Annotated in this window: 15 protein-coding genes and 1 tRNA gene; 10 read left to right on the top strand and 6 right to left on the bottom strand. The window is 62.6% G+C overall.

Features of this window, described 5'->3' with window-relative positions; genetic code table 11:
- Positions 1-154: 154 nt before the first annotated feature.
- Positions 155-1105 (bottom strand): IS110 family transposase, encoded by a 951-nt coding sequence (locus ACTJJN_RS23850; protein ID WP_004577666.1) that lies wholly within the window; start codon positions 1103-1105, stop codon positions 155-157.
- Positions 1106-1434: 329 nt separating this feature from the next.
- Here ACTJJN_RS23850 and ACTJJN_RS23845 point away from each other — a divergent pair, with 329 nt between their 5' ends.
- The 3 genes from ACTJJN_RS23845 to ACTJJN_RS23835 all read left to right on the top strand — a co-directional run bounded on the left by ACTJJN_RS23845 (position 1435) and on the right by ACTJJN_RS23835 (position 3386).
- On the top strand, positions 1435-2220 hold the full coding sequence (locus tag ACTJJN_RS23845; protein WP_012051158.1) for a hypothetical protein: 786 nt from the start codon (positions 1435-1437) through the stop codon (positions 2218-2220).
- On the top strand, positions 2217-2672 hold the full coding sequence (rimI, locus tag ACTJJN_RS23840; protein WP_004575708.1) for a ribosomal protein S18-alanine N-acetyltransferase: 456 nt from the start codon (positions 2217-2219) through the stop codon (positions 2670-2672). Before ACTJJN_RS23845 ends, rimI begins: the two co-directional genes overlap by 4 nt.
- Before the next feature lie 138 nt (positions 2673-2810).
- Complete coding sequence (locus ACTJJN_RS23835) at positions 2811-3386, top strand: D-Ala-D-Ala carboxypeptidase family metallohydrolase (RefSeq protein ID WP_012051159.1); 576 nt, start codon at positions 2811-2813, stop codon at positions 3384-3386.
- On the opposite strand, the gene ACTJJN_RS23830 is transcribed toward ACTJJN_RS23835, so the two are convergent.
- Positions 3326-4243 carry a LysR substrate-binding domain-containing protein gene (locus ACTJJN_RS23830; protein WP_012051160.1) on the bottom strand — a complete coding sequence of 306 codons (918 nt, stop codon included), beginning with the start codon at positions 4241-4243 and terminating at the stop codon, positions 3326-3328. The genes ACTJJN_RS23835 and ACTJJN_RS23830 overlap by 61 nt on opposite strands.
- 183 nt (positions 4244-4426) lie before the next feature.
- Here ACTJJN_RS23830 and ACTJJN_RS23825 point away from each other — a divergent pair, with 183 nt between their 5' ends.
- Positions 4427-5041 (top strand): LysE family translocator, encoded by a 615-nt coding sequence (locus ACTJJN_RS23825; RefSeq protein ID WP_012051161.1) that lies wholly within the window; start codon positions 4427-4429, stop codon positions 5039-5041.
- A gap of 130 nt (positions 5042-5171) precedes the next feature.
- On the opposite strand, the gene ACTJJN_RS23820 is transcribed toward ACTJJN_RS23825, so the two are convergent.
- Both ACTJJN_RS23820 and ACTJJN_RS23815 read right to left on the bottom strand, forming a co-directional pair.
- Positions 5172-5248: transfer RNA gene (locus tag ACTJJN_RS23820), tRNA-Met, on the bottom strand.
- Positions 5249-5343: 95 nt separating this feature from the next.
- Positions 5344-6267: a FecR family protein gene (locus ACTJJN_RS23815; RefSeq protein ID WP_017148091.1), complete on the bottom strand. Its 924-nt coding sequence runs from the start codon at positions 6265-6267 to the stop codon at positions 5344-5346.
- A 193-nt stretch (positions 6268-6460) separates the two neighbouring features.
- Between ACTJJN_RS23815 and ACTJJN_RS23810 the strand changes: the two genes are divergently transcribed.
- From ACTJJN_RS23810 to ACTJJN_RS23800, 3 genes are all read left to right on the top strand, one after another.
- Complete coding sequence (locus ACTJJN_RS23810) at positions 6461-7675, top strand: MFS transporter (protein ID WP_161774983.1); 1215 nt, start codon at positions 6461-6463, stop codon at positions 7673-7675.
- Positions 7676-7778: 103 nt separating this feature from the next.
- The gene (locus ACTJJN_RS23805) at positions 7779-7916 is read left to right on the top strand and encodes a hypothetical protein (RefSeq protein ID WP_003247435.1); all 138 of its coding nucleotides are present in this window, start codon (positions 7779-7781) and stop codon (positions 7914-7916) included.
- 83 nt (positions 7917-7999) lie between these two features.
- On the top strand, positions 8000-9157 hold the full coding sequence (locus ACTJJN_RS23800) for an MFS transporter (protein WP_221100762.1): 1158 nt from the start codon (positions 8000-8002) through the stop codon (positions 9155-9157).
- Between the two features lie 7 nt (positions 9158-9164).
- Here the strand turns inward: ACTJJN_RS23800 and ACTJJN_RS23795 are convergent, their stop codons facing one another.
- Entirely contained in the window at positions 9165-10121 is a 957-nt protein-coding gene (locus ACTJJN_RS23795) for a FecR domain-containing protein (RefSeq protein ID WP_012051165.1), read from the bottom strand.
- On the bottom strand, positions 10108-10623 hold the full coding sequence (locus tag ACTJJN_RS23790; RefSeq protein ID WP_047605086.1) for a sigma-70 family RNA polymerase sigma factor: 516 nt from the start codon (positions 10621-10623) through the stop codon (positions 10108-10110). The genes ACTJJN_RS23795 and ACTJJN_RS23790 overlap by 14 nt, the downstream gene beginning before the upstream one ends.
- Positions 10624-10794: 171 nt before the next feature.
- Between ACTJJN_RS23790 and ACTJJN_RS23785 the strand changes: the two genes are divergently transcribed.
- Genes ACTJJN_RS23785 through ACTJJN_RS23775 form a run of 3 tightly spaced genes read left to right on the top strand, consistent with a single transcriptional unit; the run spans position 10795 to position 14989 of the window.
- Positions 10795-11421: a DNA-3-methyladenine glycosylase family protein gene (locus ACTJJN_RS23785; RefSeq protein WP_041168291.1), complete on the top strand. Its 627-nt coding sequence runs from the start codon at positions 10795-10797 to the stop codon at positions 11419-11421.
- A 47-nt stretch (positions 11422-11468) separates the two neighbouring features.
- Positions 11469-12521 carry a bifunctional DNA-binding transcriptional regulator/O6-methylguanine-DNA methyltransferase Ada gene (gene ada, locus ACTJJN_RS23780; RefSeq protein WP_012051167.1) on the top strand — a complete coding sequence of 351 codons (1053 nt, stop codon included), beginning with the start codon at positions 11469-11471 and terminating at the stop codon, positions 12519-12521.
- A 56-nt stretch (positions 12522-12577) separates the two neighbouring features.
- Positions 12578-14989, top strand: a complete 2412-nt coding sequence (locus ACTJJN_RS23775) for a DUF3772 domain-containing protein (RefSeq protein WP_341783369.1) — start codon at positions 12578-12580, stop codon at positions 14987-14989.
- Positions 14990-15001 lie beyond the last annotated feature (12 nt).

Raw genomic sequence — 15001 nt, 5'->3', positions numbered from 1 at the left:
TGTGGGAGCAACTGTCTTGCTCAATTTCTAAAAGCTGGCGCCTTCCCTGTGGGAGCGGGCTTGCCCGCGAACACGGGCGAAGCCCGTGCCATCCACCACGGTGTTGGCTTCGCGGGCAAGCCCGCTTCCACGCGGCTCACGCTGCGTTCTGGATTTACGTTGTACTTTCAGGCTGCGGTAGCACTAGATCGAGCCATGATGTACCCGTTCTGAGCATGGCATTTAACCGCACGATGAACGTTCTCATGCAGGCCACGATAGCGACTTTGGGAAGTTTTCCGCGCTCCCGCAGTGACTGATAACGAGCCTTGAGTGCTGGGTTGTATCTCATCGCCACAAGGCATGCCATGTACAGCGATCGCCTGACCGCAAATCGTCCGCCAGAGATAGAGCGCTTGCCCATGAATTTCCCACTGTCGTGGTTGAAGGGCGCCACTCCGACCAGGGAGGCAATTTCTCTGGATTCAACCCGACCCAGCTCCGGCAGCAGCGCTACTAGCTTGCCCGCTGTCACCATCCCAATGCCTTTCACTTTAATCAGTTGGGTAACCCGTTCGTCGTTCAGCATCGCGGTTTGCTGTTCGATCTCACGCTCAACCAGTTTGATCTGCGCTTTGAAGTGTTTCAGGTTGGCATTCAGGTAGTTAGCAACTGCAGTCGATTGCACCTGCTTCAGGCGCCGCAGGTCGTCATCTCGCTGTTGAACCAACCGATCACGTTGCTGAAGCAACTCTCGCAGAAGCGCTCGTTCGGGGCTGATTCGCAGGGAGGGTTGATCTGGAATGACTTCGGCATAGTGCGCCAGAACCTCGGCGTCGATGGCGTCAGTCTTGGCCTTGATGCCTAGAGAGTCAGCGAATGACCTGGCTCGCCTGGGATTAACGCGTATGACCTTGTAGCCAGCGTCCTGTAGAAAACGCATGACATCTCGCTCGTAGCCACCCGTCGCCTCTAACAGGACGCGCTTGATACTGAGCTTGCGAAGGCTCTCCAGTAGCGCCTCAAAGCCTGTGGGATCATTGCTTAAATGCATTTTGATGCCCTGTGGCCGCACCGCAGCATCAAGGGAGAGACTGGAAACATCGATACCCAAGAAGGAAGCCATCACCAAAACCTCCTAAACTCAACACAGTGAGAGGACTTTGGCTTGGCCCACGCTTGTGATTCGAGATCAGAGCCGCATCCAACTGTTCGGGCTCTCGCCAAAGTGGAACGGTGAATGGCAGCTTGTGCTCCCACACGTGCTCAAGGCACCTACGGCATTCAGCTTGCCATTCACCGCTCTCACTCCAGATTCTAATCCCCCATCAAGACACAAGCGGCCTTGCGTCGCGATGCGCCGCGCGGGCGGCGCTCGGTCTGATAGGCGCTGCAAAAACCACGGCGTACACGTTAGAATGCCCAATTGCCTTCACCCCCTCGGATATCCGCCCCTTGCTGACCGAACCCCGTCGCCGCGCCTACCTTTCCGCCATGCAAGTGGTGCACTGGCTGCCGCGCGCCGAGCTGCCGTTCGCCGCACCGTCGCGGCCCGAGCTGCTGCTGCCGGTTGTGCCAGTCGAGGACATCGATTTCGAGGTCAGGCCGGCATCGGTAACCAACGAAGCGCCTGTCATCCCCCAGGCCCGCTCCGGCGAGCGGCCGAAAATCGAGATCCCACGCCCGGGCAGTGTGGCAAAACCCGCCGTCAAGCCTGCCGAGGCACAAGAGCAGCCCGCTGCTCCGCGCCCGGCACCGGTGCCGCCACCGCGCTTCTCGCTGCAGTTGTTGCGCGCCGGCAGTTGCCTGCTGCTGGTTGAACTGGCCACCGGTCAGCCGTTCCAGAGCCGCGATCCCTCCTATCTGCTGCTCAAGGACATGCTGCGCGCCGCCGGCCTGCCCGACGCCCCGCAGATCATCGGCGAGCCGGTACGCTGGCCACTGCTGGTGCGCGGCAACATGGACCAGGGGCCGGAGGCTGCGCGCGATTTCGTCCAGGGCTTCGTTCAGGCGCGCCTGGAAGACGCCCCGTGTACCTGTCTGTGGCTGGTCGGCCTGCCGGCACTGCGTTTTGCCGCCAATGTCGACGCCGACGCCTATTACCAAACCCTGACGCTCGACAGCCTGGGCGACGCCTGGGCATTGCCGGGCCTTGAACTGTTGATGGACGAGCCGCAACGCAAGGCGGACGTCTGGAAAGCCATGCGCCAGCTGATGGCGCGCTGGAAGAGCGTTGAATGAGTGACTCGATCAGCTTCCGCCCGATGACCGAGGCGGATCTGGATGCCGTACTTAAGATCGAATATGCCGCATTCAGTCATCCCTGGACCCGTGGAATCTTTCAGGATGCGCTCAAGTCGTACGAAGTCTGGCTGATGTTCGATGGCCAGCAGCAAGTGGGCCATGGTGTGATCAATGTGATCATCGATGAAGCGCACCTGCTCAACATCACCGTAAAACCGGAAAACCAAGGCTGCGGCCTGGGCCTGCGCCTACTCGAGCACCTCATGGCCCGGGCCTATCAGCTCAATGGCCGCGAATGCTTTCTGGAAGTGCGCGCCAGCAACCAGTCGGCCTATCGTTTATACGAGCGTTACGGTTTCAACGAAATTGGCCGCCGCCGCGACTATTATCCGATCGCCGGCGGCCGTGAAGACGCCCTGGTGATGGCCTGTACCCTGTTCGAAGACTGACTTTCCAGCGGCTTACCCCGTCACGCAGGCACCCCTCTGCTCCGGCCGCCCGCTGACGCTGCAGTAACGGTTGCGCGTTGAACTAGTATGAGTCCCGGTGGGAGCGCAGGCTTTGTTCTCTGCAGGGACGGATAAAGAATGAGAAAACTGCTTTTGGCAGCGGGCTTGTGTTTAGCGAGCGTTGTCCACGCTGACGAGCGCGACGTGTGGATGTTCGCCCAGTGGGCGGGTGATCATCAAACCCGCCCTTTCCGTGAAATGCTGGTAGATGCCCGGCTTTACGGTGTAGTGCCAATTCACCAGTTGCTGCGCTCGGCTTCGGACTGGAAACTGTGCCACGCATCGCCTTTCGCTGTACCGCCCCCCGGCAATTGGGCGGCTGTACGCTCGACCCTCGCGTTGATCAGGGCACTCGACGATCAAGGCATCCTGCGCCAGTTCGAGGTGGTTTCGGCTTACCGTGAGCCGCGCCTGAACGCCTGTGCGGGCGGGGCAGCCAACAGTGCGCATACCCGCGCGTTCGCCGTCGATATACTGCTGCCGGCCTGGGCCGATCCCAATCCGCTGTGCCGTTTCTGGCAGCAGCACGGCCAAGCCTGGAACATGGGCCTGGGCCGCTACCCATCAGGCCGCATTCATGTGGATACCGCCGGCTATCGCACCTGGGGCGGCGATGGCAGTGCGGGGTCGTCGTTCTGCGTCAAACCCAAATGAGCCAGGCAACCCCGGCATTCGTCCATTAGCCACTCTGCGAAGCGCTGGCACTTGCCGCTGTCGGCCAGAGGCTGTGGGCTAAGCAGGTGGTAGGCCGAGCCATCGCGCACAAAACCGTACGGTGCCTGCAACTGCCCGCTGTCGAGTTCGTCGCACACCATCAGGGCTGAGGCCATGGCCAGGCCCAGGCCGGCGTTGGCGGCCTGGATCGACAGGTAGAAATGCTCGTAGTCGCTGCGTTCGCAGTGCCGCGCCTGTTGGCCGCTCAGGCGCAGCCAGGTGGGCCAGGCAGCAGGGCGTGTGGTGCTGTGCAGCAGCCGTTGGCCATCGAGTCTGGCGCTGGCGGCGGGGTGGCACACCGGGCCGATCCATTCATCGCAGACCTTCTGGTTGAACAGCTGGTTATTCCAGTGGAAGTCGTCACGGCGGATGGCCATGTCGACCCCACTGCGGGCGAAGTCCAGCGGCCCGCCGGCAGCCACCAGGTGTAACTGCAGGTCGGGATGGGTGGCATGGAAGCGCGGCAGGCGCGGGATCAGCCAGCGCATGGCGATGGTCGGCTCGCAGGACAGCACAAGCACATTGTCGCGGACCTGGTGCTGCAAGCGCTGCACGGCGCCTTCCAGTTGCTCGAAGATCGCCTGGGTGGTGCCATGCAGGGCGCGGCCGGCAGGGGTGAGGAAAATGGCCCTGTTGCGGCGTTCGAACAGTTCCACGCCAAGGCTTTCTTCCAGCAGGCGTATTTGGCGGCTGACCGCGCCGTGAGTGACGTGCAAGTGTTCGGCGGCGCGCACGAAGCTCTCGGTCTGGGCGGCGATGTCGAAGTAGCGGAAGGCGTTGAGTGGCGGCAGTTTCATGATATCCCTGTTCAGCTGTGCCGGCCTCTTCGCNGGTTTACCCGCGAAGAGGCCGAGGCAGGCTGTACATATCTGTGAATAAAACTAACAGATTCATCTCAGCATAAATCGATTTTTCCGCATCCGTAAGCGCTCGATAATCGGCGGTCTGTGCATTTCCATCGCCTATCGAGAGCCCTCAGCATGACCGAACTCATCGCCGTCGCCCTGTTCACCTTGCTCGCCGTCATCAGCCCTGGCGCCGATTTCGCCATGGTCACCCGCAGCAGTTATGCGCAGGGGCGCAAGGCCGGGCTGGCGGCCGCCATAGGTATCGCACTGGGGGTGCAGGTGCATGTGTTGTACACGGTGTTGGGCATTGCCGTAATCATCAGCCAGAGCCCGGCGCTGTTCTTCGTCATGAAAGTGCTGGGTGCGGGCTACCTGATCTACCTCGGGTACAAGTCATTGACCAACACGCAACGTATCAACCTGGACGGGGTTGGCCAGTCTGCTGCCAGCGTACTGCAAGCGCTGCGCACCGGCTTTTTGACCAACGCCCTCAACCCCAAGACCATGCTGTTTGTCATCAGTGCCTTCACCCAGGTAGTGCAGCCTGGCAGCCCGCTGGCGCTGAACTTCGCCTACGGTGCGTTCATGTCCGTTGCCCATTGGCTATGGTTCAGCCTCGTGGCGGTATTTTTCTCCAGTACGGCATTGCGCAGGGCGATGATCGAGCGGCAAGTGCTGGTGGACCGGGCCATTGGTCTGGCATTGATCGGGCTTGGCCTGGCTGTGGCGGTGACCGGAATACGTTGAGGCGACGATAGCAGCGCCGAAACCTGTGGTTCGGCGCCCGGCTGCTGCTGGATGGGTTAGCGCGGGCCCCAGCAACTTTTTCGCAGGCAAAGAAAAAGGGCTTACCTTGCGGTAAGCCCTTCGTCTTGTTTGGTGGCTACACAGGGACTTGAACCCCGGACCCCAGCATTATGAATGCTATGCTCTAACCAACTGAGCTATGTAGCCGATGGCGCGCATTATTCTCTTGAACGCCCCCTCTGTCAACACTCATTTCAAAAAAAATTTGCACGCTTTCAAAAACTTAGCGGCCAGCCCCGGTTTTAGCGCACCACAAGCCAGTGCCCGAGCACACCCAGCAACTGCAGCTGCTGGGCTGCAGCCAGGGATTGCAGGCTTTGGCCAGGCCGGTCGAGGTTGAAATCGCCGCTCACACGGCGATGAGCCACGTGTTCATCCATCATCCACAGACGCTGCCCTTGGTAACCGGCAAGGCGCTCCAGCACCTGCCTCAATGGCATGTCTGTGGCTTTAAGGCGGCCGTTGCGCCAACTGTCAGCGGTTTTCAGATCAGCCTTCCGCACCGGGTCGATGCGTGTGTCATCGAAGGTTACCCGCTCACCTGCCGAGACCATTCGCTGCTCACCCCCCTGGGTGACCATGGCCTTGCCACTGAATACCACGAGTTCGTCACGCCCTGCATGGCGGGCTATCTGCAAGCGAGTGCCGTATACCTGGATGCGTGCGTTGCCCACTTCCACGTCCATGGCCCGCCCGTCGAGCACGACTTCCATATGCACCTGGCCCTGCACCAGGTGCAGTTGGCGGGTGCGGCCGCGCAGGTCGACGTTCATCGCGCTGGCGCTGTCCAGGTTCAATGTCGTGCCATCCGCCAAGCGTATGCTGCGGCGCTCTCCCACGTCGGTGTGCAGCTCGCTGGCCAGACGCTGTATCAGCGGCCAGTACAGGTAAGCAGCAGCGCCTAACCCTAGCAAGAACACAAGCGCCAACCCTTTACCCAGGTGACTGCGACGGACAGTGACATGCCGTGGGCGAGGGCGGGCAGGTGCGGGTTGCAGCTGTTGCCAGAACGTCTCCAGCTCGGCGTAGGCGTGGGCGTTCTCTTGTACCTGGCACCAGGCTGCAAATGCCTGGCGCTGCGTTTCGTCGCAACCGGGCTGGCGCAACAACGAAAACCACGCCAGCGCTTCCTGTTGTGGATCGGGCTGCAGCTGCTTGGCGGACATCGGGCTCATGGGGGCGGTCTGCTCACGATAGGGGCCGTTTGGCCTAACGATGACAGGAGTCATTGGCAGAGGATGCTAATTATATTGAGAACCATTTTCAAGTACGTGGCGACAGGGGGATAAAAAAGGTAGCTATGTATCTATTTGATTCCTGATAATCGGATCCCAAACCAGAGGATGGAGATTCAGGCAAATGGCCACCAGTAGTGCCTCCACCGCATCCACCCCGGCAGCGGCAAGCCAAGCCTCGCCGATGGTGATGCGCATCATCGGTTTCTGCGCCTTGGCGCATTTGATCAACGACCTGATCCAGTCGGTGCTGCCGGCGATCTACCCGATGCTCAAGGCCAACTACGACCTGAGCTTCGCCCAGATCGGCATGATCACGCTCACGTTCCAGATCACCGCCTCGTTATTGCAGCCTTGGGTCGGCTTCTTCACCGACCGCCGGCCCACGCCAAATCTGTTGCCGCTAGGCACCCTGTGCACGTTGGTGGGGATCGTGATGCTGGCCTTCGTTGGCAGTTTCCCGATGATCCTGCTGGCGTCGGCGCTGGTGGGCATTGGCTCGTCGACCTTCCACCCGGAAACCTCGCGTATTGCACGGCTGGCTTCGGGCGGGCGCTTCGGCCTGGCCCAGTCGACCTTCCAGGTCGGTGGCAACACCGGCTCCGCTCTGGGCCCGCTGTTGGCAGCGGCCATCGTCATTCCGTTCGGCCAGACCCATGTGGCCTGGTTCGGCCTGGCCGGGCTGTTCTTCCTCGGCGTTACCCTGATGCTGCGCGGCTGGTACAAGGAGCACCTCAATCAGGCCAAGGCGCGAAAGGCGGTGCAGGCCACCCACGGCATTTCGCGCAATCGGGTATTTGCGGCGCTGATCGTGCTGGGCCTGCTGGTGTTCTCCAAGTACTTTTACATGGCCAGCTTCACCAGCTACTTCACCTTTTACCTGATCGAGAAGTTCGGCGTGTCGGTGGCCAGCTCGCAGCTGCACCTGTTCCTGTTCCTCGGCGCAGTGGCGGCGGGCACCTTCTTTGGCGGGCCGATCGGTGACCGTATCGGGCGCAAGGCAGTCATCTGGTTTTCAATACTGGGCGTGGCGCCGTTCACGCTGGCGCTGCCGTATGCCGACTTGTTCTGGACCACGGTGCTGAGCGTGGTGATCGGCTTTATCCTGGCTTCTGCGTTTTCCGCGATCGTGGTGTATGCGCAGGAACTGGTGCCGGGCAGCGTGGGCATGATCGCCGGGATCTTCTTCGGCCTGATGTTCGGCTTTGGTGGCATTGGCGCTGCGCTGTTGGGGTACGTAGCAGACCTGCGTGGTATCGAGTATGTGTACGGCTTGTGCTCGTTCCTGCCATTGTTCGGGTTGTTGGCGGTGTTTCTGCCAAGTACAGGTAAACGCTGAACGCGCCGGGGGCCTGGCAGAGGCCCCTGGGCAATTGACGAGCCCCCCGGAGGTGGCTAGAGTGCCGCCTCTTTTTTCAATCACCTGCGTAGTAGCCAAAGCAATGCGCCGTACCCAGTCCCTCCCACACGCCCGCCAGCCTGCCTTCCAGGCACTGCGTCGTGCATGGCCGAGTGACACGGTGCTCAAGCGCCGCCGCAGCGTGCTGTTTGCCTTCACCTTCTCACCACACCTCGCCTGAACGGATCTGCGCTTTAGCGTCGCTCGCCGTCTCGGCGTGCGCGCCTGTTTCTGCACGTCTTTTCGGTTTGCCAGGAGTGGTACATGAACATGCGTTTATTGGCGGGCTTGTTGTTCGCCGTTTCTGTCGTGGGTTTCAGTTTGGGGGCCAGCTTGCCGCTGGTGTCGTTGCGCCTGCATGAAGCGGGGGCGAGCACCCTGGAAATCGGCATCATCTCGGCCATCCCTGCCGCCGGCATGATGCTCTCTGCTTTTCTGGTCGACGTCTGCTGCCGCCATCTCACCCGGCGCACTATCTATCTGCTGTGTTTCAGCCTGTGCACGGTCAGCATCGCCTTGCTCGAGTCCGCGTTCGGCTCGTTGTGGCTGCTGGCGTTGCTGCGCCTGGGCCTGGGGCTTGGCATGGGGATCGCCATCATCCTCGGCGAGTCGTGGGTCAACGAACTGTGCCCCGAACATAACCGCGGCAAGATCATGGCCCTGTACGCCACCAGCTTTACGGGCTTTCAGGTGCTGGGCCCGGCCATGCTGGCAGTGTTGGGCGCCGATAGCCCGTGGATCACGGGTGTCGTCACGGTCTGTTATGCGCTGGCGTTGCTGTGCATTGTGCTGACGGTGCCCAACGACCATGTCGAGCACGAAGAGGGCGAAAAAAGCTTCGGCCTGGCCGGGTTCTTCCGGGTGGCACCGGCGTTGTGCATGGCGGTGCTGTTCTTCTCGTTCTTCGATGCCGTGGTGCTGTCGCTGCTGCCGGTGTACGCCACCAGCCATGGCTTTGCCGTTGGCGTGGCAGCGTTGATGGTGACGGTGGTGTTTGCCGGCGACATGCTGTTCCAGCTGCCGCTGGGCTGGCTGGCCGACCGGGTTGAGCGCACAGGGTTGCACCTGGTGTGCGGGCTGGTGGCGATGGTGATCGGCATCGGTTTGCCTTGGCTGCTGAATCTGACCTGGCTGCTGTGGCCGCTGCTGGTGGTGCTGGGCGCGGTGGCGGGGGGCATCTATACCTTGGCGCTGGTGCTGATCGGGCAGCGCTTCAAGGGCCAGGACCTGGTCACTGCCAATGCCAGTGTGGGCTTGCTCTGGGGTGTAGGCAGCCTGGTCGGGCCGCTGGTCAGTGGGGCGGCCATGAATGTCGCGCCCCACGGTTTGCCCATGGCGCTGGCCCTGATGGCCGGGCTGTTCGTGTGCTTTGCCAGGCAGTCATACCGGCGCCGTGGGCGGATGCGGGCTGTGGCGCAGTGATACCCCTTTACGCCGCGCCGATGCTGACCCAATAGCGCGTTCGGTACTCGACCCGCACGGGTAGGCTGCGGGTGAGCAGTTGCAGGATTTGCCCGGTGTCATCCAGCTGATAGGTGCCGGAAACCTTCAAGCCTGCCACTTCTGGAGCGCAGCGCAACAGGCCCGGTCGATAGCGGCCGAGTTCGCTGACAAACTCGGCAAGCGGCATCTGCTGCACGCTGAGTACACCTTCGGTCCAACCCCAGGGGTCGTTGTGCAGTGTTCTGGCCTGAATGCTGCCGTTGGCGCTGACTTGCAAGGTTTCACCGGGCAGCACCTGCCTCGCTGACGCCGAGGCAGGGAACAGCGTGACTTCACCACGCCGCACCGACAGCAGCAGGCCCTGGCTGTTTTCGCGCAGCAACAGCTGGCCATCGAAGGTGGTCAGCGGGCCGACAGGGGTGGCGACGTGGAATGGGCGGTTGTCGTTGGGGTTGCTGTCCAGGCTGACCTCGCCATGGATCAGTTTCAGCTGGCGTTGTTCCGCACTGTAGTGCAAGTCGATGGCACTGGCAGTGTTGAGCTGGATGCGGCTGCCGTCACTGCCTTGCCATTGGCGCCGTTCACCGGTGGCGGTGCTGGTGTCGGCCAGCAGTTGTGGCAGGCCCAGCGGTTCGCGCGCGGCCCAGCCCAGGCTGCCGCCCACGGCCAACAGCCCCAGCAACTTCAGGTGGTCCCTGCGGCTGGCTTTGGGGTGCTGGCTAGCGTCCAGGGTGCGCCGGCTCAGGTCCTTGGGCAGCCCGGCCAGTTCATCGCCCAGATGACTGACCCGCTGCCAGGCCAGGCGGTTGTGTGGGTGGCTGGCCAGCCAGTGTTGAAACTGCTGCTCGGTGCGCGGGCTAGGGGTGTCGAAACGCAGCTTCACCAGCCAGTCGATGGCCTGATCGACCTGCGCCTGAGCGGGCGTACCATCAGGCATCGGCATAGCGCAACCGGTAGCAGACGCCCAGGGCCTTCGCCAGATCGCGCTCAACGGTGGCCCTGGACACCTCCAGACGTTGGGCAACCTGCACGATGCTCAAACCGTCTAGCTGGGCCAGCAGGAACGCTTGGCGGACGCGCGGTTTCAACTGGTGCAAGGCGCGGTCGAGGCGTTCAAGGCTATCGAGGATGACAAGCTTATCCTCTTCGCTGGGCACTTCTGCTTCGGGCAGGTGAGCCAGGCTTTCCTGGTAGGCCCGCTCCAGCGCGCGGCGGCGGAACTGGTCGATCATCAAGCCACGGGCGATGCTGCTGAGGTAGGCGCGCGGTTCTTTGAGCGGCGACACCTGGCGGGCGCGCAACAACCGCACGAAGGTATCCTGGGCCAGGTCTGCGGCATGTTCACTGCAACCGACCCGGCTGCGTAACCAGCCGCGCAACCAGGCATGGTGAGACTGGTAGAGCAGAGCGACCTCGGTGGGCTTGAGCGTGTCGTTGATCTGCATCGTAGAGAAGGCCCAGTCCAGTGATGTGTGCGATTGTGAATAGTTCTCAATTCTATGCGGGGAAGATGGCGCCGAGCAATGGCATGCCAAAGATTAGCTGCGCAAGAACCGGCGTTTGCCCGATGAACGGCTGCGCTAAGCTGGACCTGCAATCGACTTGATGGAGGTGCCATGATGCTGGCCGACCTTTCGCCTGAGGCCTATCACGAGGCCACGCAACACCTGGCGGCACTTGACCCGGACTGGTCGCGGCATATCGCAGCGATCGGGCCCTGCCTGCACCAGGCTACGCCGCGACGTGAGCCTTATGAGGCATTGGTGCGGGCGATTGCCTACCAGCAACTGCACGCCCGCGCCGCCGAGGCGATCCTGGGGCGTTTGCTGGCGCTGTTCCCGGCAGATGATTTTCCGCAGCCAGAGCAGTTGCTGGCGGTATCCCCGGAAACCCTGCGTGCCTGCGGCTTTTCGGCGAGCAAGCTGGTGACGGTCCAGGGCATTGCTCAAGCCACCCTGGAGGGCTTGGTACCGACGCGGGAGCAGGCGTTAACCATGGCTGACGAGGCGTTGATCGAACGCCTGGTGGCGCTGCGTGGGGTAGGGCGGTGGACGGTGGAGATGCTGCTGATCTATAGCCTGGGCCGTTCTGACATTTTGCCGGTGGACGATTTTGGCGTGCGCGAGGGGTATCGGCGGCTCAAAGGGCTGGAGACGGCGCCGACACCGGCGCAAATGCGTTCGCTGGGCGGCGCCTGGCGGCCGTTTCGTACCGTGGCGGCCTGGTACCTGTGGCGGGCCTGAGGTTTTTGCATCGCCCGTACAGGCAACAACATATCCGGGAAACAAAGATGAACCCCTACACCACCCCCGACCAACGCTGGCAAGCCGTAGAGAGCCGCGACACTGCCGCCACAGGCCACTTTGTCTACGCCGTACGTACCACCGGCGTCTACTGCCACCCCGGCTGCAAATCACGCCAGGCCAAGCGCATGAACGTCGAGTTCTACGACACTGCCGCAGCCGCCGAGGCTGCCGGCTACCGTGCTTGCAAACGCTGTATCAGCAAGGCCAGCGCCACCCGCCACAGCCAGCTGGTTACCCACGCCTGCCGCTTGATCGAAACCAGCGACCCCGCGCCAAGCCTCGAGCAACTCAGTGCACGTCTGGCCATCAGCCCCTTCCACCTGCATCGGCTGTTCAAGGCCGAAACCGGGGTTACGCCCAAAGCCTACGCCACGGCCTTCCGGGCCCGGCGCCTGCGTGCGCACCTGGAAGACGGCCAGCACTCTGTCACCGATGCTATTTACAACGCCGGCTACAACTCCAACAGCCGCTTCTACGAAAGCGCCGACCAGCGCCTGGGCATGCGTCCCCGGCAATACCGCGCCGGCGGTGCCGGGGCAACCATTCACTTCGCCCTCGGGCAGTGCTCGCTGGGTGCAATACTGGTCGCCCAGAGCGACAAGGGCATCTGCGCGATTCTGCTGGGCGACGACCCCGAGAGCTTGTTACACGAGCTGCAGGATCAGTTCCCCAAGGCCCACCTGATTGGCGGCGACAGCGCCTACGAACAGAGGGTGGCCGAAGTGATCGGTTTCGTCGAAGCGCCCGCCTTGGGCCTGGCTCTGCCGCTGGATGTACAAGGCACCGCGTTTCAGGAGCGGGTGTGGCAGGCGCTGCGTGAGGTGCCGGCCGGCAGCCGGGTCAGCTATACCGACATCGCCGAGCGCATTGGCGCCCCCAAGGCCGTACGGGCGGTAGCCATGGCCTGCGCGGCCAACCGTATTGCCGTGGCCATCCCTTGCCACCGCGTAGTGCGCCGGGATGGCGACATCAGCGGTTACCGCTGGGGCGTGGAGCGCAAACAGCAATTGCTGAAGCGAGAAACGGCACTCTCCTGACGGCCCGAAGCCGCGTAGAATCCCCCGCCAAATCGAATTGCAAAGAGGAATATTCGATGAGGCGTGTCAGCCTTGCCCGTTATTGCCCAGGTCTGATTGCCCTGCTGGCCCTGATGCTGTTGCTTGTCAGCCCGGCCTGGTCGGCCCCGGCCACGCCATTGTCCAACTTGGCGGCTGCCGAAGCGCCCGCACTGGACGAAAACGCCAGCCTCGAACAGCTGAGTGACCGCTTGGACCTGATCCGCCAAGGCGTCACCAGCGAGGCCAACGACGACGTGCTGTCGCAACTGCGCCTGGGCGCGATGCAGGTTCAGCGTCAAGCTGATGCACTGAGTACACAGCGCACTGCCGATGTGGGAAAACTCGACGACCAGCTGAAGGTCATCGGCCCGGCCCAGCCGGACGAGGCTGCTACCCTGACGCAGCAGCGCAAAGCGCTGGAGGCCGAGAAAAAGGCGCTGGTAGCCCAGCAGGATCAGGCCACCAAGCTGACCCAGTCGGCCCGTGACCTGTCCACGCAAATCGTCAACCTGCGCCGCAGTCAGTTCAACTCGCAAATCACCAGCCGTGCAGCCTCGCCGCTGAGCCCAGCGTTCTGGCAGAGCATCATCCGCCCCACCCAGGACGACGTGGCGCGCCTGCGTGACCTGCGCAGCGAGGCGGCCGATGCCATCAGCAGCGCCTTCAGCGCCGAAAACCGCTGGCTGTTCGTTGCCAGCCTGGTGGCGGCGATTCTGGTGTGGACGTTGGTGCGGCGCGTGCTTGAACGCTTGCTGGCCAGTGCCATGGTTCACTGGCTGCCGGAGGGCCGCCTGCGCCGCAGCGCCTTGGCTCTGGGCGTTAGCCTGGCAACCCTGGGCACCATCGCCGGCTCGGTGTCGTTGCTGCGCTGGGGGCTGGAAAGCAATGCACGCTTAGGTTCGGATATTGCCAGCCTGACCAATCACATTCTCACCCTGGTGGTGTTCAGTGCCTTCATCACAGGCCTGGGCCGCGCCATGCTGATGCTGCAGCGTCCGTCCTGGCGGTTGCCGGCGATCCACGACGAAGTCGCCAGTGCGCTGGGCTGGTTCCCGAAGGTGCTGGCATTGGCACTGATGGTCATGATGACCATGGAGCGCATGAACAGCGTGATCGGCGCCAGCCTGGCCCTGACGGTGGCCGTCAACGGGCTGACCGCGCTGGTGGTGGCGCTCACCTTTGCTGGCGCGCTGCTGTGTTACCGCCGCACCCTGCGCAAGCATGGCCTGGAGCGCCCGACGGGCCTGGCCGGGCTGATCCCGTTCGTGATGGTCATCTGGCTGACGTTGATCCTGCTGGCGCTGCTCACCGGCTACCTGACACTCGCCTATTTCCTCACCGCCAAGCTGTTGTGGGTCAGCCTGGTGATCACCTGTGCCTACTTGCTGACCACCTTCTTCGGCGACCTGTGCGAAACCCTGCTGTCACCCCGCCAGCCCGGTGGCCTGGCTCTGGCGTCGACCCTGGGCCTGGCCCCTCGCCACCAGGCCCAGGCCAGTACCATACTGGCCGGCATCGGCCGCACGGTCGTGCTGTTCCTGGCACTGTTGCTGGTGTTGATGCCGTCGGGCACCAGCCCTAGCGAATTGCTGTTGAGTCTGGGCGACTGGGATGGGACCGGCGGCAAGCTGCTCGGTAACCTGAACATCGTGCCGCAGGACATCCTGCTGGCCTTGGCGATCTTCCTCGGCGGCCTGTTCGCCATCCGTGTGGTCAAGCGCTGGCTGAGCGACCGCCTGCTGCCGGAAACCGAGATGGACGCCGGTATGCGGGCCTCGCTGGTAACCCTGGTGGGTTACCTGGGTTTCCTGTTCCTGGCCATGCTGGTGATGTCGACCTTGCGTATCAACCTCACCAGCCTGACCTGGGTGGTCAGTGCCCTGTCGGTCGGTATCGGTTTCGGTTTGCAGCAGATCGTGCAGAACTTCATTTCCGGCCTGATTCTGCTGACCGAGCGCCCGGTGAAGGTCGGCGACTGGGTCAGCCTGGCGGGTGTCGAGGGTGATATCCGCCGCATCAATGTCCGCGCCACCGAGATCCAGATGTCTGACCGTTCCACGGTGATCGTGCCCAACTCGCAGTTCATCTCGCAGAACGTGCGCAACGTGACCATGGGCAACGCGCTGGGCGTGGTCAGCATTACCCTGACACTGCCGCTGGAGACCGATGCCAACCGTGTGCGTGAGCTGCTGCTGGCGGCTTACCATGAGCATGAGGCGATTCTGGATGCGCCAGCTACCTCGGTGTCGTTCAAGGACCTGACGGCCAGCGGTATGGTGATCGGTGTGAGTGGCTATGTGGCTGGGCCGCGGCAGGTATCGGGCACCCGCAGCGACCTGCTGTTCACCATTCTTGGCCGGTTGCGTGATGAAGGCATTCCACTGTCTTCGCCGCAGAGCATGGTGCTGGTGCAGGAAGGTGCGCGGCCGGCTGACGAGTCGGTGTAGGCATCGGGGGGC

This window comes from Pseudomonas sp. 22515, assembly GCF_052044625.1.
GTDB classification, from domain to species: domain Bacteria; phylum Pseudomonadota; class Gammaproteobacteria; order Pseudomonadales; family Pseudomonadaceae; genus Aquipseudomonas; species Aquipseudomonas alloputida.
The sequence above is the reverse complement of the archived record's forward strand: the minus strand, read 5'-3'. Positions and strand labels throughout refer to the sequence as shown.